Below are 21,142 nucleotides of genomic sequence, written 5' to 3' on the forward strand. Positions count from 1 at the left end.
TTTAGAATTCCAGGCCGCCTTCACGTGCGGCATCGGCCAGGGCCTTGACGCGACCGTGATACTTGAAACCGGCACGGTCGAAGGCTACCTGGGTGATACCCGCTTCCTTGGCGCGTTCGGCAATCATCGCACCAACCTTGGCGGCGGCGTCAGTGTTGCCGGTACCGCCCTCGCGCAGGCTCTTGTCGAGCGTGGAGGCGCTGGCCAGCACGCGGTCGCCTTCCGGCGAGATGATCTGCGCGTAGATGTGGCGCGGCGTACGGTTGACGCACAGGCGATACACGCCCAGCTCGCGGATCTTGGCGCGAGCGCGGCGGGCACGACGGAGACGAGATTCTTTCTTCGCGTTCATAACCCTGCCTTACTTCTTCTTGGCTTCTTTGCGGCGGACCTGTTCGTCGCCGTACCGGATACCCTTGCCCTTGTAGGGTTCGGGCGGACGGAAGGCGCGAATTTCCGCTGCCACCTGGCCGAGACGCTGCTTGTCCGCGCTCTTGAGCACGATGGTGGTGTTCTTGGGCGTTTCCGCCGTGACACCCTCGGGCAGCGCGTATTCGACCGGATGAGAGAAGCCGAGTGTCAGGTTGAGCGTCTTGCCACTTGCCTGGGCACGATAGCCGACGCCATTGATCTCGAGGGTCCGGGAGAACCCTTCGGACACACCGGTGACCATGTTCTGGACCAGTGCGCGGGTGGTGCCTGCCATCGCCCAGCTCTTGGCCGACTCGCTCGGCGCAAAGGTCAGCTGGCCTTCTTCCTGGCCGATCACCACATCGGGGTGAACGGTCATGGACAGCGTGCCCTGACCGCCCTTGACGGTCAGCTGGTCGCCGTCGAGCTTGAACTCGACGCCGCTCGGCAGTTTAACCGGATATTTGGCTACGCGGGACATTCGTCACTCCTAGAATACGGTGCAGATGACTTCACCGCCGACACCGGCCTGCCGCGCCGCACGATCGGTCATCACGCCCCTGGAGGTGGAAACGATCGCGACGCCCAGGCCATCAGCGACCTTCGGCAGCTCGTCCTTGCCCTTGTAGCTGCGCAGGGACGGCTTGGAGGCGCGCTGGATGTGTTCGATGACCGGCTTGCCCTCGAAGTACTTGAGGACCACGGACAGTTCCGGCTTGGCGCTTTCGGCCACGGTGTAGTCGGTGATGTAACCCTCTTCCTTCAATACGCGGGCCACCTCGACCTTGAGCTTGGAGGACGGCATGGAAACCGCCTCCTTGGTGGCCATCTGCGCATTGCGGATACGGGTGAACATATCCGCCAGCGTATCTTGCATGCTCATTACGTTGCGCTCCTGATGATTCTACGTGGCGTTACCAGCTGGACTTCTTGAGTCCGGGTACGTCGCCACGCATGGCGGCTTCACGCAGCTTGTTGCGGCCGAGGCCGAACTTGTTGTAGTAGCCGTGCGGACGGCCAGTGATCCGGCAGCGGTTGCGCTGACGGACCGGACTGGAGTCGCGCGGCAACGACTGCAGCTTCAGCTGGGCGTCGAAGCGCTCTTCATCGGAAGCGTTGACGTCATAGATGACGGCCTTGAGCTCGGCACGCTTGGCGGCGTACTTGTCGGCCAGCTTCGCGCGCTTGAGCTCACGCTCTACCATGCTTTTCTTTGCCATGATCCCACCCTTATTTCTTGAACGGGAAGTTCAGCGCGCTCAGCAGCGCACGGCCTTCTTCATCGCTGTTGGCAGTGGTGGTGATGGTGACATCGAGACCACGAATCCGGTCGATCTTATCATATTCGATCTCCGGGAAGATGATCTGCTCACGCACCCCCATGGAGTAGTTGCCACGGCCGTCGAAGGACTTCGGGTTCAGGCCCCGGAAGTCGCGAACGCGCGGAATCGCCACGTTCACCAGACGGTCGAGGAAATCCCACATGCGCTCGCGACGCAGAGTGACCTTGATGCCGATCGGCCAGCCCTCACGGACCTTGAAGCCTGCGATGGACTTGCGTGCCTTGGTCACCATCGGCTTCTGACCGGAGAGCTTCTCCAGGTCGCCGATGGCGTTGTCGATCAGCTTCTTGTCGCTGGTCGCATCGCCGATACCCATGTTCAGGGTCACTTTGGTGATCCGGGGTACCTGCATCACGTTGGCATAGCTGAACTGCTCCTGCAGTTTAGCCATCACCTCGTTCTGATAACGTTCTTTCAAGTTCGCCATTTTGCTATCCGACTCGCGTTAGGCGTCGATCTGCTTTTGCGTCGACTTGTAGATACGTACCTTGGTACCGTCTTCCTGAACCTGGAAGCCGACGCGATCCGCTTTGCCGGTCTCCGCGTTGAAGATGGCCACGTTGGACGCGTGAATCGGAGCCTCGCGCTCGACGATACCCCCCTGGTTGCCCAGCATGGGGTTGGGCTTGGTGTGACGCTTGATCATGTTCACACCAGAGACGACGTAACGGCCGTCCTTGAGGACACGCTTGATGGTGCCCCGCTTGCCCTTGTCCTTGCCGGCGATGACGACCACTTCATCGTCACGTTTGATCTTTTGCATATCCGCCTCGCTCCTTACAGCACTTCGGGCGCCAAGGAAATGATCTTCATGAACTTCTCGGTGCGGAGCTCACGAGTGACCGGCCCGAAGATACGGGTGCCGACCGGCTGTTCGTTGGTGTTGTTCAACAGAACCGCCGCATTTCCGTCGAAGCGGATCAGCGAACCGTCGTTACGACGGACGCCACTGCGGGTGCGAACCACAACCGCCTTCATGACCTGGCCCTTCTTGACCTTGCCACGGGGGATGGCTTCCTTCACCGTTACCTTGATGATGTCACCCACGCGGGCGTAGCGGCGATGAGAACCGCCCAACACCTTGATGCACTGCACCCGGCGCGCCCCGCTGTTGTCGGCGACATCCAGCATTGTCTGAGTCTGAATCATCGGTTTTCTCCAAACCTAATCTGACTGCACTGGTTTCAGGCGCGAGCCGTTCAGCCCTTGGCCTGCTCGACGACCTCGACCAGCGTCCAGGACTTGCGCTTCGACAGCGGACGGCATTCCTCGATGGAAACCGTGTCGCCCAGCTTCGCCTGGTTCGCCTCGTCGTGGGCGTGCAGCTTGGTGGAGCGCTTCATGTACTTGCCGTAGATCGGATGGCGCACGCGGCGCTCGATCATGACGACAATGGACTTGTCCATCTTGTCGCTCACCACCTTGCCGGTGAGCGTACGAGCTTTCTTCTCTTCAGCCATCTCAGTCACCTGCCTTCTCGTTGAGCACCGTCTTCACGCGGGCGATGTCCCGGCGTACCTGCTTGAGCAGATGCGTCTGGCTCAACTGGCCGGTGGCCTTCTGCATGCGCAGGTTGAACTGCTCGCGGAGGAGTTCGAAAAGCTGCTCCTGCAGCGCTTCGACCGATTTTTCACGAATTTCCTGGGCTTTCATCACATCACCGTCCGTTTCACAAAGGTGGTCGAGACCGGGAATTTCTGGGCGGCCAGCGCAAAGGCTTCACGCGCCAGCTCTTCGGAGACCCCTTCGATCTCGTAGAGCACCTTGCCGGGCTGGATCTGTGCGACCCAGTACTCGACGGAGCCCTTACCTTTACCCATACGGACTTCCAGCGGCTTGTTGGAAATCGGCTTGTCAGGGAAGACCCGAATCCAGATCTTGCCGCCACGCTTGACGTGACGAGTGATGGCACGACGGCCGGCCTCGATCTGGCGCGCAGTCACGCGGCCGCGACCGGTGGCCTTGAGGCCGTACTCGCCGAAGCTCACCTTGCTGCCGCGATGCGCCAGGCCACGGTTGCGGCCCTTCTGCACCTTGCGGAACTTCGTACGCTTGGGTTGTAACATCGACTACATCTCCCCTTACTTGGAACCTTTCTTCTTGGGTGCGCCCTGGTTCTGCTGCTGCTTCTGCTTGGCGCGCACCTCTTCGATGCCCCCGAGGATTTCACCCTTGAAGATCCACACCTTGACGCCGATGACGCCGTAAGTGGTGTGGGCTTCGTAGGTGGCGTAATCGATGTCCGCACGCAGGGTGTGCAGCGGCACACGGCCTTCGCGGTACCACTCGGTACGGGCGATCTCGGCACCGCCGAGACGACCGGACAGCTGGATCTTGATGCCGCCGGCACCCAGGCGCATGGCGTTCTGCACGGCACGCTTCATGGCGCGACGGAACATCACGCGACGCTCGAGCTGGCCGCAGACGTTCTGCGCGACGAGCTGGGCGTCGAGTTCCGGCTTGCGGACTTCCTCGATGTTGACGTGCACCGGCACGCCCATCATCTCGGTGACTTCGCGACGCAGACGATCGACGTCCTCGCCCTTCTTGCCGATCACGATACCCGGACGTGCGGTGTGAATCGTGATGCGTGCATTGTTGGCGGGGCGCTCGATGGTGATGCGGCTCACGGAGGCGTTCTTGAGACGCTGCTCCAGGAAGCGACGCACTTCGAGATCGTTGTTCAGCTTATCGGCGTAGGCACCGCGCTCGGCGTACCAGACGGACGTGTGGTCCTTGACGATACCCAGCCGAATGCCTGTCGGATTTACTTTCTGACCCATCTGGTCGACTCCTACTTCTCGGCTACCTTGACGGTGATGTGGCAAGTGCGCTTCAAAATGCGATCCGCACGGCCCTTGGCGCGCGGCTGGATGCGCTTGAGCGTCATGCCCTCATCGACGCAGATGGTCGAGACACGCAGCTCGTCGATGTCCATGCCGTTGTTTTCTTCCGCATTCGCGATGGCGGACTGCAGCACTTTCTTGACCAGCTTGGCGGCCTTCTTCGGGGAGAAGGTCAGCAGGTCGAGTGCCTCGGCGACCGGCTTACCGCGCACCTGGTCAGCCACCAAACGGGCCTTCTGGGCGGATAAGCTAGCGCCACGCAGCTTTGCTGTGACTTCCATCTCTAATCCTCTCTCGGCTTACCGTTTGGCTTTCTTGTCCGCCGCGTGGCCGCGATAGGTGCGGGTGGCAGCGAATTCGCCCAGCTTGTGGCCGACCATTTCCTCGGAGACGTGCACCGGGACGTGCTGGCGACCGTTGTGGACCGCAATGGTGAGCCCGACCATGTTGGGCAGGATCATGGAACGACGCGACCAGGTCTTGATCGGTTTGCGGTCGTTCTTCTCCACTGCAGCCTCGACCTTCTTCAGCAGATGAAGGTCGATAAAGGGACCTTTCTTCAGTGAACGTGGCACAGCCGTTACCTCTTAATGTCTGTTACTTGGCCTTGCGGCGACGAACGATCAGCTTGTCGGTGCGCTTGTTCTTGCGGGTCTTGTGGCCCTTGGTCGGAACCCCCCACGGCGTCACCGGATGGCGACCACCGCTGGTACGACCTTCACCACCACCGTGCGGGTGATCCACCGGGTTCATGGCGACACCGCGAACGGTCGGGCGCACACCCCGCCAGCGCTTGGCACCGGCCTTGCCGAGTTGACGCAGGCTGTGCTCGGAGTTGCTCACCTCTCCCAGGGTCGCGCGGCACTCGGCCAGCACCTTGCGCATCTCGCCGGAGCGCAAACGCAGGGTGGCGTAGTTGCCTTCGCGGGCGACCAGCTGAGCACTGGCACCGGCGCTGCGCGCGAGCTGGGCACCCTTGCCGGGCTTGAGCTCGATGCAGTGGACGGTGGAACCCAGCGGAATGTTGCGCAGCGGCAGCGTGTTGCCACGCTTGATCGGTGCGTTCACGCCGGACTCCAACTGGTCGCCGGCACTCACGCCCTTGGGCGCGATGACGTAGCGACGCTCACCGTCCAGGTACTTCAGCAGCGCGATGTGGGCGCTGCGGTTGGGATCGTACTCCAGGCGCTCGACGATGGCCGGAACGCCATCCTTGGTGCGCTTGAAGTCGATCACACGGTAGTGGTGACGATGACCACCACCGACATGGCGCGTGGTGATGCGGCCATGATTGTTACGTCCGCCGGACTTGGACTGCTTCTCGAGCAGCGGCGCATACGGCCGGCCCTTGTAGATCTCGTCGCTGACAACCTTGACCAGGTGGCGGCGACCGGCGGATGTGGGTTTAGTCTTGACTACTGCCATGATCCGTACTCCTGCCCTTATTCGGCGCCAGAGAAGTCTTCGAGGGTCTCGCCCGCGGCCAGCGTGACGTAGGCCTTGCGGTAGCCCTTGCGCAGACCCGTGCCATGCAGGGTGCGCTTGGTCTTGCCCTTCACGTTGAGGACCTGGACGCTATCGACCTTCTTGCCGAACAGCGCTTGGACGGCCGCCTTGATCTCCGGCTTGGTCGCGTCGCTGGCCACCTTGAACACGTACTGGTTGTTCTCGGCGGCCATGGCAGCCTTCTCGGTCACGTGCGGTCCGAGCAGAACCTTGAATAGGCGTTCCTGGTTCATGCCAGCTTCTCCTCGAATTTGCGCAGGGCGGAGACGGTGACCAGCACCTTGTCGAAGGCGACCAGGCTCACCGGATCGGCGGCGGGGACATCGACGACATCCACGTTGGGGATGTTGCGCGCGGCCAGGTAGAGCTTCTCGTCGACCTCATCGGTGACGATCAGCGCCTTCTCGAGGCCCAGCTCCTGGAGCTTGGACACCAGCTGCTTGGTCTTGGGCGCCTCGACGGCGAACTCCTCGACCACCACCAGGCGCTCCTGGCGAATCAGCTCGGACAGGATCGACCGCATCGCCGCACGATACATCTTGCGGTTGACCTTCTGCGTGTAGTCCTGCGGACGCGCGGCGAAGGTCACGCCGCCGCTACGCCACAGCGGCGAGCGGATGGTGCCGGCGCGAGCACGACCGGTACCCTTCTGGCGCCACGGCTTCTTGCCGCCGCCACGCACGTCGGAGCGGTTCTTCTGGGCACGGGTACCCTGACGGCCGGCCGCGAGGTAGGCGGTGACGACCTGGTGGACCAGCGCTTCGTTGAATTCTTTGCCAAAGGTAGCGTCGGCGACTTCGACGGTGCCGCCAGCACCTGCAAGATTCAGATTCATCGGTCTTTACCCCTCAGCGAGCTTTAACGGCACGGCGGACGATCACGTCGCTGCCCGGCGCGCCCGGAACGGCGCCCTTGACCAGCAGCAGGTTGCGATCGGCATCGACGCGGACGACTTCCAGGCTCTGAACGGTCACGCGCTCATTGCCCATCTGTCCGGCCATTTTCTTGCCCTTGAAGACACGCCCCGGGGTCTGACACTGGCCGATGGAGCCAGGCGCACGGTGGGACAGGGAGTTACCGTGGCTGTTGTCCTGGGTGCGGAAGTTCCAGCGCTTAACGGCGCCCTGGTACCCCTTACCCTTGGAGGTGCCGGTCACATCGATCTTCTGACCAGCCTCGAAGAGGGACACGGAGAGTTCGCCACCCACGTCCGGAGCTTCCTCGCCTTCTGCCAGGCGGAACTCCATCAGTGAACGACCGGCCTCGATACCCGCCTTGGCGTACTGACCGGCAGTCGCCTTGGTGAGATGCTTGGCCTTGCGGGAGCCGGTTGTCACCTGAACCGCGCTGTAGCCGTCGCTTTCGACGGTCTTGACGCGAGTCACGCGGTTGGGCTCAACCTCGATCACGGTTACGGGCACGGAAGTGCCATCTTCGGTGAAGACGCGGGTCATGCCGCTCTTCTTACCGACCAAACCGATAGTCATGTTCAGTCTCCTATAGTGTACGGGGCTATCACCCGCTATGGCTGCCCTTTCCAGAGCATTCCACTAGCACGTTGTGTGACGCCATCCCGGCGTGGCGGCTGCTGCTGACTCCAGGCCAGCGCGGTGCCGCGTGTGTCTAGTGTTATCAGTCGAGCTTGATCTGTACGTCCACGCCGGCGGCGAGGTCGAGCTTCATCAGCGCGTCGACGGTCTTCTCCGTCGGCTCGACGATGTCGAGCACGCGCTTGTGCGTGCGAATCTCGTACTGGTCGCGTGCGTCCTTGTTGACGTGCGGCGAGATCAGCACGGTATAGCGCTCGCGATTGGTCGGCAGAGGGATCGGACCCCGCACCTGTGCACCTGTCCGCTTCGCGGTATCCACGATTTCCTGGGCGGACTGGTCGATCAGGCGGTGATCGAAAGCCTTCAGCCGAATGCGAATCTTCTGGTTCTGCATTAGCCCTAAACTCCAATGGATGTCGACGGCGATCGCCGCTTACCCACGCATTCAAAGGATGCGCATTATAGGCATGCAGGAACTTCGCGTCAAACGAAGCCCGACATGCGCAGAAAGGGGGCTCCTCGCGGAGCCCCCTTCGATCATCGCAGGATACCGCTTACTCGATGATCTTGGCGACGACGCCGGCGCCCACGGTACGGCCACCTTCGCGAACCGCGAAGCGCAGGCCGTCTTCCATGGCGATCGGCGCGATCAGGGAAACGGTCATCTGGACGTTGTCGCCCGGCATGACCATCTCGACGCCTTCCGGCAGTTCACAGGTACCGGTCACGTCAGTGGTCCGGAAGTAGAACTGCGGACGGTAGCCCTTGAAGAACGGGGTGTGACGACCACCTTCTTCCTTGGACAGGACGTAGACTTCCGCCTCGAACTTGGTGTGCGGCGTGATGGTGCCCGGCTTGGCCAGGACCTGACCACGCTCGACCTCGTCACGCTTGGTGCCACGCAGCAGGGCGCCGATGTTCTCGCCGGCACGACCTTCGTCGAGCATCTTGCGGAACATTTCGACACCGGTAACGGTGGTCTTGGTGGTGTCCTTCAGACCCACGATCTCGACTTCGTCGCCGGTGCGGACGATGCCGCGCTCGACACGGCCGGTGACCACGGTGCCGCGACCGGAGATGGAGAACACGTCCTCGATCGGCATCAGGAACGGCTGGTCGATGGCGCGCTCCGGCTCCGGGATGTAGTCGTCCAGGGCCTTGATCAGGTTGGCAACGGCGGTGGTGCCCATGCCGTTGTCGTCCTTGCCTTCCAGCGCCATCAGCGCAGAGCCGATGATGATCGGGGTGTCGTCACCCGGGAAGTCGTACTCGTTGAGGAGTTCACGAACTTCCATCTCGACCAGCTCGAGCAGCTCTTCGTCGTCGACCATGTCGGCCTTGTTCAGGAACACGACGATGTACGGAACGCCGACCTGGCGAGACAGCAGGATGTGCTCGCGAGTCTGCGGCATGGGGCCGTCGGCAGCGGAACAGACCAGGATCGCGCCGTCCATCTGAGCGGCACCGGTGATCATGTTCTTGACGTAGTCGGCGTGCCCCGGGCAGTCGACGTGCGCGTAGTGACGCGTTTCGGACTGGTACTCGACGTGGGCGGTGGCGATGGTGATACCACGCTCGCGCTCTTCCGGCGCATTGTCGATGGTATCGAAGGCACGCCAGTCACCACCGAAGACCTCGGCGGAAACGCGGGTCAGAGCCGCCGTCAGCGTGGTCTTGCCGTGGTCGACGTGACCAATGGTACCGACGTTGATATGCGGTTTGGAGCGTTCAAACTTTTCCTTAGCCACTGCTATAACCTCTTTACGTTAGCTAACGGTTAACCGTTCTGGTTGATGACGGCTTCTACGACGCTGGAGGGCGCCTCTTCGTAATCCGCAAACTCCATGGTGTAGCTTGCGCGGCCCTGGGTCTGAGAACGCAGATCGGTCGCGTAACCGAACATCTCAGCCAACGGAACCGTGGCGCGAATGATCTTGCCTGAGGAAGAGTCATCCATGCCCTGTACAAGGCCACGGCGGCGGTTAAGGTCACCCATGACATCACCCATGAACTCCTCGGGGGTCACGACCTCGACCTTCATCACCGGCTCGAGCAGCACGGCCTTAGCCTTGCGAGCACCTTCCTTGATCGCCATCGACGAGGCGACCTTGAACGCGGTCTCGTTGGAGTCCACGTCATGGTAGGAACCGTCGAACAGCGTGACCTTGACGTCAATCATCGGGTAACCCGCGATGACACCGTTCTGCAGCTGCTCGAAAGCCCCCTTCTCGACGGCCGGCACGTATTCCTTGGGAACCACACCGCCGACGATCTCGGACGCGAACTTGAAGCTCATGTCTTCGTCCTCGCCCTTGTCTTCCGCGGTCAGCGGCTCGATGCGCAGCCACACGTGACCGTACTGGCCGCGACCGCCCGACTGACGCACGAACTTGCCTTCCTGCTCGACCGACTGGCGAATGGTCTCGCGGTAGGCAACCTGCGGCTTGCCGATGTTGGCCTCGACCTTGAACTCGCGACGCATGCGGTCGACGATGATGTCGAGGTGAAGCTCGCCCATGCCGGAGATGATGGTCTGGCCGGTTTCCTCGTCAGTCTTGACCTGGAAGGACGGATCCTCCTGGGCCAGCTTGCCGAGGGCGACGCCCATCTTCTCCTGGTCGGCCTTGGACTTCGGCTCCACGGCAACCGAGATGACCGGATCCGGGAACTCCATGCGCTCGAGAACGATCTTGTCGTTCAGGTCGCACAGGGTGTCGCCGGTGGTGACATCCTTGAGCCCGATGCAGGCGGCGATGTCGCCGGCATAGACTTCCTTGATCTCCTCGCGGGAGTTGGAGTGCATCTGGACGATACGGCCGACGCGCTCCTTCTTCTGCTTGACCGAGTTGTAGACACTGTCGCCGGACTTCAGCACGCCGGAGTAGACGCGGATGAAGGTCAGCGTGCCGACGAACGGGTCGGTGGCGATCTTGAAGGCCAGGGCAGCGAAAGGCGCATTGTCGTCCGCCTCGCGCGTGGCGATGGTGCCGTCCTTGTCGTCCAGCTCGCCCTCGATGGCCTTGACCTCGGTGGGCGACGGCATGTACTCGATGACGCCATCCAGAACGGCCTGCACGCCCTTGTTCTTGAACGCGGAGCCACAGGTGACCAGGACGATCTCGTTGTCCAGGGTGCGACGACGCAGGCCGGCCTTGATGTCGGCCTCGGGCAGGTCACCTTCCTCGAGGTACTTGTCCATCAGCTCTTCGGACGCCTCGGCAGCGGCCTCGACCATCTGCTCGCGGTACATCTCGGCGGTTTCCTGGAGCTCGGCCGGGATGTCGACCAGCTCGTAGTTCATGCCGAAGTTGTCCTCGTCCCAGAGGATGGCCTTCATCTGGATCAGGTCGATGACGCCCTTGAACTCGTCCTCGGCCCCCCAGTTGATCTGGATCGGGACGACGTTGGCGCCCAGCTTCTGCTTGAGCTGGTCGAGCACCATGAAGTAGTCGGCACCGGCGCGGTCCATCTTGTTGACGAACACCATGCGCGGCACTTCGTACTTGTTGGCCTGACGCCAGACGGTCTCGGTCTGCGGCTGCACACCGGAGGAGCCGCACAGCACCACGACGGCACCGTCGAGCACACGCAGGGAACGCTCCACCTCGATGGTGAAGTCGACGTGCCCCGGGGTGTCGATGATGTTGATGCGGTGCTCGTCGAACTGCTTGTTCATGCCCTGCCAGAAGCAGGTGGTCGCCGCGGAGGTGATCGTGATGCCACGCTCCTGCTCCTGCTCCATCCAGTCCATGGTGGCGGCGCCATCATGGACCTCGCCGACCTTGTGGGAAAGGCCGGTGTAGAACAGGACACGCTCGGTAGTGGTGGTCTTCCCGGCGTCGACGTGGGCAACGATACCGATATTGCGGTAACGCTTGAGCGGAGTCTTGCGTGCCACGGATGAAACCTCCGTAGATTAGAAGCGGTAGTGAGAGAAGGCCTTGTTGGCTTCTGCCATGCGATGCACGTCTTCACGCTTCTTCACGGCAGCACCCTTGCCTTCGGCGGCGTCCAGCATTTCACCGGCCAGACGCTGCACCATGGTCTTTTCACCACGGTTGCGGGCGGCATCGACCAGCCAGCGCATGGCCAACGCCTGACGACGCGAGGGACGCACCTCGACCGGCACCTGGTAGGTCGCACCACCTACGCGGCGTGACTTGACCTCGACCATCGGCTGGATGGCTTCCAGCGCCTTGTCGAACACATCCAGCGGTGCTTCCTGGGCACGCTCGGCAACACGGTCCAGCGCACCATAGACGATGCGCTCAGCTACGGACTTCTTGCCGCTGATCATCAGATGGTTCATGAACTTCGCCAAACGCTCGCTGTTGAACTTCGGATCCGGCAGGATCTCGCGCTTGGCGGCAATGCGTCTTCTAGGCATGATAAGCCCTCGTCGAAGGGTCCTTCAGGTAAACCCGAGACTCCCGCCCCGTCGGGCGACGCTCGACCTTACTCTTATCCGACCATTGTTACGTAAAGATCTCGGTGTCCCGGCCTCAGGCCTTGGGACGCTTGGTGCCGTACTTGGAACGGCCCTGCTTGCGGTTCTGCACGCCGGAGGTGTCCAGGGCGCCGCGCACGGTGTGATAACGCACACCCGGCAAGTCCTTGACTCGGCCGCCGCGGATCAGCACCACGGAGTGCTCCTGCAGGTTGTGGCCTTCACCACCGATGTAGGAGGTCACCTCGTAGCCGTTGGTCAGACGAACACGGCACACCTTGCGCAGTGCGGAGTTCGGCTTCTTCGGCGTGGTGGTATAAACGCGGGTGCAAACCCCACGACGCTGCGGGCAGGCCTGCAGCGCCGGCACGTCACTCTTGGCGACCGGGCGCTTGCGCGGCTTGCGCACGAGCTGGTTGATCGTTGCCATAGTCTGTAGCTGTCTCCAGTGATTGCCTCGCCTCAACAGCAGGCACGGGCGCACCCACCCCACTGTTAAAGGCTGCGCATTCTAAAGTCTCATGATGAGCGGCGTCAAGGCCGGCACCCCGCGGGGCGCCGGCTGCAGCTCACAACTCGTCGTCATCGGCATCCAGCGCGGTGAGCTGGGCGCCCAGCTCCTGCTCGACCTCGAAGGCCGAGGGATGCAGGGTGCGCTCGGCGTCCTCGCGCTTGCGCCGACGCTCGGCGTGGTGCGTCAGCCCGGTACCCGCCGGAATCAGGCGGCCCACCACGACGTTTTCCTTCAGGCCGCGCAGGTAATCGCGCTTGCCGGTGACCGCCGCCTCGGTCAGCACCCGCGTGGTCTCCTGGAAGGAGGCCGCGGAGATGAACGACTCGGTGGCCAGCGAGGCCTTGGTGATACCCAGCAGGACGCGTCCGTACTTGGCCGGGAACTTGTCCTCCGTGGCCAGCCGCGCGTTCTCCTCGAGCACGCGCACCAGCTCGACCTGATCGCCGGGGATGAAGTCGGCGTCGCCGGCGTCGGTGATCTCCACCTTGCGCAGCATCTGACGCACGATCACCTCGATGTGCTTGTCGTTGATGCCCACGCCCTGGAGGCGGTAAACCTCCTGGATCTCGGCGGTGATGTACTTGGCCAGTTCCGCCACGCCGAGCAGCCGCAGGATGTCGTGCGGGTTGCTCGGGCCGTCGGAAATCACCTCGCCCTTCTCGACGGTCTCGCCCTCGAAGACGCTGATCTGACGCCATTTCGGGATCAGCATCTCGAACGGATCGCCGGATTCCGGGGTGATCGTCAGACGACGCTTGCCCTTGGTTTCCTTGCCGAAGCTGATCACGCCGCTGATCTCGGCGAGGATCGACGGTTCCTTGGGCTTGCGCGCCTCGAACAGATCGGCGACGCGCGGCAGACCCCCGGTGATGTCCTTGTTGCCGGACGCCTCGACCGGAATACGGGCGATGACCTCACCCACGCCGATCTGCGCACCGTTCTCGGCGGACACTACCGCATTGCCGGGCAGCAGATACTGCACGGGGGTGTTGGAGCCCGGCAGGGTGATGTGCTCGCCGGCTTCGTCGGTGAGCATGATCATCGGCCGCTTGTCGCGTCCCGCCGCCGGCCGCGAGGCCGACTCGATCACCTCGATGGAGGACAGGCCGGTCATCTCGTCCACGCTGCGGTGGATGGTGATGCCCTCGTCCATGTCGATGTACTGCGCCTTGCCCTGGACCTCGGCGATGACCGGGTGGGTGTGCGGGTCCCACTTGGCCACGGCCTGGCCGCCTTCGACATGGTCGCCGTCCTTGACGGACAGCTCGGCGCCGTAGGGCAGCTTGTAGTACTCGCGCTCACGGCCATGCTCGTCGGCCACCGCCAGGGCGCTGGAGCGGGATACCACCACCAGCTTGCCGTCGGCACGCTCGACGTGCTTGATGTTGTGCAGGCGCACCTTGCCGCCGTGCTTGACCTGGACGCTGTCCTGCGCGGAGGCCCGCGAGGCGGCACCGCCGATGTGGAAGGTCCGCATGGTCAGCTGGGTGCCCGGCTCGCCGATCGACTGCGCGGCGATGACGCCCACGGCCTCGCCGATGTTGACCTGGTGACCGCGCGCCAGGTCGCGGCCGTAACAGGCCGAGCAGACGCCGTGCGAGGTCTCGCAGCTGATCGCACTGCGCACCACGATCTCGTCGACGCCCATGGTGTCGAGCTGTTCGCACCAGGCCTCGTCGAGCAGCGTGCCGCGCGGGATCAGCACCTCCTCGGTCGCCGGATCGATGACGTCCTGGGCGACCACGCGGCCCAGCACGCGCTGCGCCAGGGAGACGATGATGTCGCCGCCCTCGATCACCGGGTGCAGGGTCAGCCCCTCCTCGGTGCCGCAGTCGGTCTCGGTGACCACCAGGTCCTGGGCGACGTCGACCAGACGACGGGTCAGATAACCGGAGTTGGCGGTCTTGAGCGCCGTGTCCGCCAGCCCCTTGCGCGCGCCGTGGGTCGAGATGAAGTACTGGAGTACGTTCAGACCCTCGCGGAAGTTGGCGACGATCGGCGTCTCGATGATCGAACCGTCCGGCTTGGCCATCAGGCCACGCATGCCGGCGAGCTGGCGGATCTGCGCGGCGCTACCCCGCGCGCCCGAGTCGGCCATGATGAACACGCTGTTGAACGAGTCCTGCTCGACCCGGTTGCCGTCGCGGTCGGTGACGGTCTCCTTGGAGATGCCCGTCATCATCGCCTTGGCCACCTTGTCGTTGGCCTTGGACCAGATATCGATGACCTTGTTGTACTTCTCGCCGGCGGTCACGAGACCCGAGGAGAACTGATCCTCGATCTCCTTGACCTCGTCCTCGGCGGCCTCGACGATCTCGCGCTTCTCGTCGGGGATGACGAAGTCGTTGACACCGATCGACGCCCCGGACCAGGTCGCCAGGCGGAAGCCGGTGTACATCAGCTGGTCGGCGAAGATCACCGCTTCCTTGAGACCGGCACTGCGGTAGACCTCGTTGATCAGCCGCGAGATCGCCTTCTTCTTCATCGGCTGGTCGACCAGCGCGAAGGGTGCGCCCTTGGGCAGGATGCGGAACAGCATCGCCCGGCCCACGGTCGTGTCGTACAGCGCCGTCTTAGGCGTCAGTGCACCACTTTCCTCGTCGCGCTCGTACTCGGTCATGCGCACCTTGACCCGGGCGTGCAGCGACACGCTCTGGGTACCGAAGGCACGCTCCACCTCATCGAGGTTGGCGAACACCATGCCCTCGCCCTGGGCACCGATGCGCTCGCGGGTCATGTAGTACAGACCCAGCACCACGTCCTGGGACGGCACGATGATCGGCTCGCCGTTGGCCGGCGACAGCACGTTGTTGGTGGCCATCATCAGTGCGCGCGCCTCGAGCTGGGCTTCCAGCGTCAGCGGCACGTGCACGGCCATCTGGTCACCGTCGAAGTCGGCGTTGTAGGCGGCACACACCAGCGGGTGCAGCTGAATCGCCTTGCCCTCGATGAGCAGCGGCTCGAAGGCCTGGATGCCCAGACGGTGCAGGGTCGGCGCACGGTTGAGCAGCACCGGGTGTTCGCGGATGACATCGGCGAGGATGTCCCACACCTCGGGCAGCTCGCGCTCGACCATCTTCTTGGCGGCCTTGATGGTCGACGCCTGGCCGGTGGCCTGCAGCTTGGAATAGATGAACGGCTTGAACAGTTCGAGCGCCATCTTCTTGGGCAGACCGCACTGGTGCAGGCGCAGGGTCGGGCCCACGGTGATCACCGAGCGGCCGGAATAGTCGACGCGCTTGCCCAGCAGGTTCTGGCGGAAACGCCCCTGCTTGCCCTTGATCATGTCGGCCAGCGACTTCAGCGGACGCTTGTTGGACCCGGTGATGGCCCGGCCGCGACGACCGTTGTCGAGCAGCGCATCGACCGACTCCTGCAGCATGCGCTTCTCGTTGCGCACGATGATGTCCGGCGCATTGAGGTCGAGCAGCCGCTTGAGGCGGTTGTTGCGGTTGATCACGCGACGGTAGAGATCGTTGAGATCCGAGGTCGCGAAGCGGCCGCCGTCGAGCGGCACCAGCGGACGCAGGTCCGGCGGCAGCACCGGCAGCACTTCCATGACCATCCACGCCGGGGCGTTGCCGGACTTGTAGAAGGCCTCGAGCAGCTTGAGCCGCTTGGACAGCTTCTTGATCTTGGTCTCGGAGTTGGTCTGCGGAATCTCCTCGCGCAGACGTTCGATCTCCTCCTCGAGATCGATGTCCTTGAGCAGCGCCTGCACCGCCTCGGCACCCATGCGGGCGTCGAAGTCGTCACCGAACTCCTCGAGGGCCTCGAAGTACTGCTCGTCGTTGAGCAGCTGGCCGCGCTCCAAGGTGGTCATGCCCGGATCGATGACCACGAAGCTCTCGAAATAGAGCACACGCTCGATGTCGCGCAGGGTCATGTCGAGGAACATGCCGATACGCGACGGCAGCGACTTGAGGAACCAGATGTGCGCGACCGGGCTGGCCAGCTCGATGTGGCCCATGCGCTCGCGGCGCACCACCGCCTTGGTCACCTCGACGCCGCACTTCTCGCAGATGATGCCGCGATGCTTCATGCGCTTGTACTTGCCGCACAAGCACTCGTAATCCTTCACCGGGCCGAAGATCTTGGCACAGAACAGGCCGTCACGCTCGGGCTTGAACGTCCGGTAGTTGATGGTCTCCGGCTTCTTCACTTCGCCATACGACCAGGAGCGGATCATGTCCGGCGAGGCCAGCGAGATCTTGATCGCATCGAACTCGTCGGACTGTGACTGCGATTTGAGGACTTTCACCAAATCTTTCATGGGGTCGCTCCGTTGCGGAGTTGTCATGAGCGGGGCCCGGTTCTCGGGGCCCCGCGGACCGTCATTGGCAAGCGTCGGGCGTTTCAGCCTTCCAGCTCGATATCGATGCCCAGCGAGCGGATCTCCTTCACCAGCACGTTGAAGGATTCCGGCATGCCGGCCTGCATGCTGTGGTCGCCGTCGACGATGTTCTTGTACATCTTGGTACGCCCTTCCACATCGTCGGACTTGACCGTGAGCATCTCCTGGAGGGTGTAGGCAGCCCCGTAGGCCTCGAGTGCCCACACCTCCATCTCGCCGAAGCGCTGACCGCCGAACTGCGCCTTGCCGCCCAGCGGCTGCTGGGTGACCAGGGAGTAGGAGCCGGTGGAGCGCGCATGCATCTTGTCATCCACCAGGTGGTTGAGCTTGAGCATGTACATGTAGCCCACCGTCACCGGACGGTCGAACTTCTCGCCGGTACGGCCATCGTAGAGATCCATCTGGCCGGAATCCGGCAGATCGGCCAGCCGCAGCAGGCCCTTGATCTCCTGTTCCTGGGCGCCGTCGAACACCGGCGACGACATCGGCACGCCGCCGCGCAGGTTCTTCGCCAGCGCGATCACATCCTCGTCACTCAACGAGTCGATGTCTTCCTGGCGGGTGCCCGGCGTGTTGTAGACTTTGCCGAGGAACTCGCGCAGCTCGGCAAGCTGCTGCTCGCGAGCATCGCGCAGCATGGCATCGATCTTCACGCCCAGACCGCGGGCGGCCATGCCCAGGTGGGTCTCGAGGATCTGCCCGACGTTCATGCGCGACGGTACGCCCAGCGGGTTGAGCACCACGTCGACCGGTTCGCCCTGATCATCGAACGGCATGTCCTCGATGGGCATGATCGCCGAGATGACACCCTTGTTACCGTGACGACCGGCCATCTTGTCGCCCGGCTGGATGCGACGCTTCACCGCCAGGTAGACCTTGACGATCTTGAGCACGCCCGGTGCCAGGTCGTCGCCCTGGGTGAGCTTGCGCTTCTTGTCCTCGAAACGCTCGTCCATCTCCTTGCGACGGTTCTCGAGCTGCTCGTCGGCCTGGGCCAGCAGCTCGTTGAGCGACTCGTCCTGCAGACGCAGCTTGAACCACTGCTGACGCGGCAGTTCGTCGAGGTACTCCTCGCTGAGCACGTCGTTCTTGTTCAGCTTGGGCCCGCCGTTGACCGGCTGGCCGGTGAGCTGACGCTTGAGACGCTCGAAAGTGGCGTCCTCGGCGATGCGGTAGGTCTCCTGCAGATCCTTGCGCACCTCGTCGAGCTGCATCTGCTCGATGGACAGCGCGCGGGCGTCCTTCTCGACACCGTCACGGGTGAACACCTGGACGTCGATGACCGTGCCCTTCATGCCGGTCGGGGCACGCAGGGAAGTGTCCTTCACGTCGGAGGCCTTCTCGCCGAAGATCGCGCGCAGCAGCTTCTCTTCCGGCGTCAGCTGGGTCTCGCCCTTGGGCGTGACCTTGCCGACCAGGATGTCACCGGCACCGACCTCGGCGCCGATGTAGACGATGCCCGCCTCGTCGAGCTTGGACAGCGCCGACTCGCCGACGTTGGGAATGTCCGAGGAGATCTCCTCGGCGCCCAGCTTGGTGTCGCGCGAGACGCAGGTCAGCTCCTGGATGTGGATGGTGGTGAAGCGGTCTTCCTGCACCACGCGCTCCGAGACCAGGATCGAGTCCTCGAAGTTGTAGCCGTTCCAGGGCATGAAGGCGATACGCATGTTCTGGCCCAGCGCCAGGTCGCCCATGTCCACGGACGGGCCGTCGGCGAGGATATCACCGCGCGCGACCACGTCACCCGGGCGCACGATCGGCCGCTGGTTCATGCAGGTGTTCTGGTTGGAACGCACGTACTTGGTGAGGTTGTAGATGTCGACGCCGGCTTCGCCGCCGATGATCTCGTCCTCGTTGATACGCACCACGATGCGCTTGGCATCGACCGAGTCGATCACCCCGCCGCGCCGCGCCACGGCGCAGACGCCGGAGTCACGGGCGACGAAGCGCTCCATGCCGGTGCCCACCAGCGGCTTGTCGGCGCGCAGGGTCGGCACCGCCTGACGCTGCATGTTCGCCCCCATCAGGGCGCGGTTGGCGTCGTCGTGCTCGAGGAACGGGATCAACGCCGCGGCCACCGACACCACCTGGCGCGGGGAGACGTCCATCAGGGTCACCTTGTCCGGCGCCATGAAGGTGGTCTCGCCCTTGTGGCGGACCTGCACCAGGTCGTCGACCAGCCGGCCGGCCTCGTCCACGGTGGCCGAGGCCTGGGCGATGACGAAGTCACCCTCCTCGATCGCCGACAGGCGCACCACGTCGTCGGTGACCTGGCCGTTCTCCACCTTGCGGTACGGCGTCTCGAGGAAGCCGTAGCTGTTGGCGTGGCTGTAGGTGGCCAGCGAGTTGATCAGGCCGATGTTCGGGCCTTCCGGCGTCTCGATCGGGCACAGGCGACCGTAGTGGGTGGCGTGAACGTCACGCACCTCGAAGCCGGCGCGCTCGCGGGTCAGACCGCCCGGCCCGAGCGCGGAGACACGCCGCTTGTGGGTGACCTCGGACAGCGGGTTGTTCTGGTCCATGAACTGCGATAGCTGGCTGGAACCGAAGAACTCCTTGACCGCCGCCGCCACCGGCTTGGCGTTGATCAGGTCCTGCGGCATCAGGCCTTCGCTCTCGGCCATGGACAGGCGTTCCTTGACCGCACGCTCGACGCGCACCAGGCCCACACGGAACTGGTTCTCGGCCATCTCGCCGACGCAGCGGATGCGGCGGTTGCCCAGGTGGTCGATGTCGTCGACGTCACCGAAGCCGTTACGGATGGCGATCAGCTCCTTGAGCACGGCAACGATATCGCCGTTGTCAAGCACGCCGGGGCCGGTGTCGGACTCGCGACGCAGCCGGCGATTGAACTTCATGCGCCCGACCGAGGACAGGTCGTAGCGGTCCTCGGTGAAGAACAGGTTGTGGAACAGCGTCTCGGCCGCTTCCTTGGTGGGCGGCTCGCCGGGGCGCATCATGCGGTAGATCTCGACCAGCGCCTCCAGCTGGGAGCGCGTGGTGTCGAGCTTCAGCGTGTCGGAGATGAACGGGCCGCAGTCGAGATCGTTGGTGTAGAGGGTCTCGAGCCGGGTAATGCCGGCCTGGGCCAGCTTCTCCAGCACCTCCGGGGTGATCTCAGTGTTGCACTCGCAGACCAGCTCGCCGGTGTTGGGGTCGACCTGATCCTTGGCCAGCACCTTGCCGTACAGGTACTCCATCGGCACCTCGAGACGCTCGAGGCCCGACTTTTCCATCTGCCGGATGTGCTTCTGAGTGATACGACGCCCTTCCTCGACGATCACGCTACCGTCGGCATCCTTGATGTCGAAGGTCGCGGTCTCGCCGCGCAGGCGCGACGGCACCAGCTCCACCGAGAAGCCGGACTTCTCGATGTGGAAGGTGCTGGTGTCGAAGAAGATATCGAGGATCTCCTCGGCGCTCATGCCCAGCGCACGCAGCAGGACGGTCGCCGGCAGCTTGCGGCGGCGGTCGATGCGCACGAAGACACTGTCCTTGGGATCGAACTCGAAATCCAGCCAGGAGCCGCGATACGGGATCACCCGGGCGGAATACAAAAGCTTGCCGGAGGAGTGGCTCTTGCCCTTGTCATGGTCGAAGAACACGCCCGGCGAGCGGTGAAGCTGGGAGACGATGACCCGCTCGGTACCGTTGACCACGAAGGTACCGTTCTCGGTCATCAGGGGGATTTCCCCCATGTAGACTTCCTGCTCCTTGATATCCTTGATCGCCTTGTTCGCCGAGTCCTTGTCGTAGATGATAAGGCGAACCTTGACCCGCAGCGGTGCCGAATAGGTGACGCCGCGCAGCTGGCACTCCTTGACGTCGAAGGCCGGAGTACCGAAACGATAGCTGACGTACTCGAGGGCGGCGTTGCCGGAGAAGCTCTCGATCGGGAACACGGACTTGAAGGCGGCGTGCAGGCCGACCTCGAGGCGCTCCTGGGGCGCCCGGTCCTGCTGGAGGAAGTCGTAGTAGGAATCAAGCTGGATGGCCAGCAGGTAGGGCACATCCATCACTTGGGGCAGTTTGCCGAAATCCTTGCGGATGCGTTTTTTCTCAGTGTATGAGTAAGCCATCTGTATTCCCCAGCTTGTTCACCATGGGTGACCGATGCGTGGTCGGCGCCACCTGACGGGGGCGTCCCTGTCAGGCGCTGACGGCAAGCCCC

General features: G+C 63.3%; 24 protein-coding genes. All 24 read right to left on the bottom strand.

The genetic code is table 11. The features are described from left to right. Position 1: 1 nt before the first annotated feature. Complete coding sequence (gene rplR / locus ACTCB7_RS01755; RefSeq protein WP_224415925.1) at positions 2 to 352, bottom strand: 50S ribosomal protein L18; 351 nt, start codon at positions 350 to 352, stop codon at positions 2 to 4. A gap of 9 nt (positions 353 to 361) precedes the next feature. Then, entirely contained in the window at positions 362 to 892 is a 531-nt protein-coding gene (gene rplF / locus ACTCB7_RS01760) for a 50S ribosomal protein L6 (RefSeq protein ID WP_163648105.1), read from the bottom strand. Positions 893 to 901: 9 nt separating this feature from the next. Next, entirely contained in the window at positions 902 to 1,294 is a 393-nt protein-coding gene (gene rpsH / locus ACTCB7_RS01765) for a 30S ribosomal protein S8 (RefSeq protein WP_163648104.1), read from the bottom strand. Between the two features lie 31 nt (positions 1,295 to 1,325). Next, positions 1,326 to 1,631 carry a 30S ribosomal protein S14 gene (gene rpsN / locus ACTCB7_RS01770; RefSeq protein ID WP_163648103.1) on the bottom strand — a complete coding sequence of 102 codons (306 nt, stop codon included), beginning with the start codon at positions 1,629 to 1,631 and terminating at the stop codon, positions 1,326 to 1,328. 10 nt (positions 1,632 to 1,641) lie between these two features. Further along, entirely contained in the window at positions 1,642 to 2,181 is a 540-nt protein-coding gene (gene rplE / locus ACTCB7_RS01775; protein WP_163648102.1) for a 50S ribosomal protein L5, read from the bottom strand. 18 nt (positions 2,182 to 2,199) lie between these two features. Next, the gene (rplX, locus tag ACTCB7_RS01780) at positions 2,200 to 2,517 is read right to left on the bottom strand and encodes a 50S ribosomal protein L24 (RefSeq protein ID WP_163648101.1); all 318 of its coding nucleotides are present in this window, start codon (positions 2,515 to 2,517) and stop codon (positions 2,200 to 2,202) included. Between the two features lie 14 nt (positions 2,518 to 2,531). After that, positions 2,532 to 2,903 carry a 50S ribosomal protein L14 gene (gene rplN, locus ACTCB7_RS01785; RefSeq protein ID WP_031384770.1) on the bottom strand — a complete coding sequence of 124 codons (372 nt, stop codon included), beginning with the start codon at positions 2,901 to 2,903 and terminating at the stop codon, positions 2,532 to 2,534. Between the two features lie 50 nt (positions 2,904 to 2,953). Then, positions 2,954 to 3,214, bottom strand: coding sequence for a 30S ribosomal protein S17 (gene rpsQ / locus ACTCB7_RS01790; protein ID WP_163648313.1), 261 nt, complete (start codon positions 3,212 to 3,214; stop codon positions 2,954 to 2,956). 1 nt (position 3,215) lies between these two features. Further along, positions 3,216 to 3,407: a 50S ribosomal protein L29 gene (gene rpmC, locus ACTCB7_RS01795; RefSeq protein WP_019020535.1), complete on the bottom strand. Its 192-nt coding sequence runs from the start codon at positions 3,405 to 3,407 to the stop codon at positions 3,216 to 3,218. After that, positions 3,407 to 3,820, bottom strand: coding sequence for a 50S ribosomal protein L16 (gene rplP, locus ACTCB7_RS01800; protein WP_163648100.1), 414 nt, complete (start codon positions 3,818 to 3,820; stop codon positions 3,407 to 3,409). Before rplP ends, rpmC begins: the two co-directional genes overlap by 1 nt. Before the next feature lie 15 nt (positions 3,821 to 3,835). Further along, complete coding sequence (gene rpsC, locus ACTCB7_RS01805; protein WP_163648099.1) at positions 3,836 to 4,537, bottom strand: 30S ribosomal protein S3; 702 nt, start codon at positions 4,535 to 4,537, stop codon at positions 3,836 to 3,838. 11 nt (positions 4,538 to 4,548) lie between these two features. Then, the gene (gene rplV / locus ACTCB7_RS01810) at positions 4,549 to 4,881 is read right to left on the bottom strand and encodes a 50S ribosomal protein L22 (RefSeq protein ID WP_163648098.1); all 333 of its coding nucleotides are present in this window, start codon (positions 4,879 to 4,881) and stop codon (positions 4,549 to 4,551) included. Between the two features lie 18 nt (positions 4,882 to 4,899). Further along, on the bottom strand, positions 4,900 to 5,175 hold the full coding sequence (gene rpsS, locus ACTCB7_RS01815; RefSeq protein WP_009098993.1) for a 30S ribosomal protein S19: 276 nt from the start codon (positions 5,173 to 5,175) through the stop codon (positions 4,900 to 4,902). A 22-nt stretch (positions 5,176 to 5,197) separates the two neighbouring features. Then, positions 5,198 to 6,025 carry a 50S ribosomal protein L2 gene (gene rplB, locus ACTCB7_RS01820; protein ID WP_163648097.1) on the bottom strand — a complete coding sequence of 276 codons (828 nt, stop codon included), beginning with the start codon at positions 6,023 to 6,025 and terminating at the stop codon, positions 5,198 to 5,200. A 17-nt stretch (positions 6,026 to 6,042) separates the two neighbouring features. After that, complete coding sequence (rplW, locus tag ACTCB7_RS01825; RefSeq protein WP_163648096.1) at positions 6,043 to 6,339, bottom strand: 50S ribosomal protein L23; 297 nt, start codon at positions 6,337 to 6,339, stop codon at positions 6,043 to 6,045. Continuing rightward, positions 6,336 to 6,941, bottom strand: coding sequence for a 50S ribosomal protein L4 (gene rplD / locus ACTCB7_RS01830; protein WP_463005332.1), 606 nt, complete (start codon positions 6,939 to 6,941; stop codon positions 6,336 to 6,338). Before rplD ends, rplW begins: the two co-directional genes overlap by 4 nt. Before the next feature lie 13 nt (positions 6,942 to 6,954). Next, on the bottom strand, positions 6,955 to 7,593 hold the full coding sequence (gene rplC, locus ACTCB7_RS01835; RefSeq protein ID WP_163648094.1) for a 50S ribosomal protein L3: 639 nt from the start codon (positions 7,591 to 7,593) through the stop codon (positions 6,955 to 6,957). A gap of 145 nt (positions 7,594 to 7,738) precedes the next feature. Beyond that, positions 7,739 to 8,050 carry a 30S ribosomal protein S10 gene (gene rpsJ / locus ACTCB7_RS01840; protein ID WP_011505728.1) on the bottom strand — a complete coding sequence of 104 codons (312 nt, stop codon included), beginning with the start codon at positions 8,048 to 8,050 and terminating at the stop codon, positions 7,739 to 7,741. Between the two features lie 160 nt (positions 8,051 to 8,210). Next, complete coding sequence (gene tuf, locus ACTCB7_RS01845; RefSeq protein WP_163648093.1) at positions 8,211 to 9,404, bottom strand: elongation factor Tu; 1,194 nt, start codon at positions 9,402 to 9,404, stop codon at positions 8,211 to 8,213. Between the two features lie 29 nt (positions 9,405 to 9,433). Then, complete coding sequence (gene fusA, locus ACTCB7_RS01850) at positions 9,434 to 11,554, bottom strand: elongation factor G (RefSeq protein ID WP_224415928.1); 2,121 nt, start codon at positions 11,552 to 11,554, stop codon at positions 9,434 to 9,436. Between the two features lie 18 nt (positions 11,555 to 11,572). Next, positions 11,573 to 12,043, bottom strand: coding sequence for a 30S ribosomal protein S7 (rpsG, locus tag ACTCB7_RS01855; protein WP_224415929.1), 471 nt, complete (start codon positions 12,041 to 12,043; stop codon positions 11,573 to 11,575). 115 nt (positions 12,044 to 12,158) lie between these two features. Then, the gene (rpsL, locus tag ACTCB7_RS01860; protein WP_026300677.1) at positions 12,159 to 12,533 is read right to left on the bottom strand and encodes a 30S ribosomal protein S12; all 375 of its coding nucleotides are present in this window, start codon (positions 12,531 to 12,533) and stop codon (positions 12,159 to 12,161) included. A gap of 139 nt (positions 12,534 to 12,672) precedes the next feature. Then, a complete protein-coding gene (gene rpoC, locus ACTCB7_RS01865) occupies positions 12,673 to 16,890 on the bottom strand; it encodes a DNA-directed RNA polymerase subunit beta' (RefSeq protein WP_463005333.1) in 4,218 nt (1,405 codons plus the stop codon). Between the two features lie 83 nt (positions 16,891 to 16,973). After that, complete coding sequence (gene rpoB / locus ACTCB7_RS01870; protein ID WP_463005334.1) at positions 16,974 to 21,050, bottom strand: DNA-directed RNA polymerase subunit beta; 4,077 nt, start codon at positions 21,048 to 21,050, stop codon at positions 16,974 to 16,976. Positions 21,051 to 21,142 lie beyond the last annotated feature (92 nt).

The sequence above is a fragment of the Modicisalibacter sp. genome, from assembly GCF_055145905.1.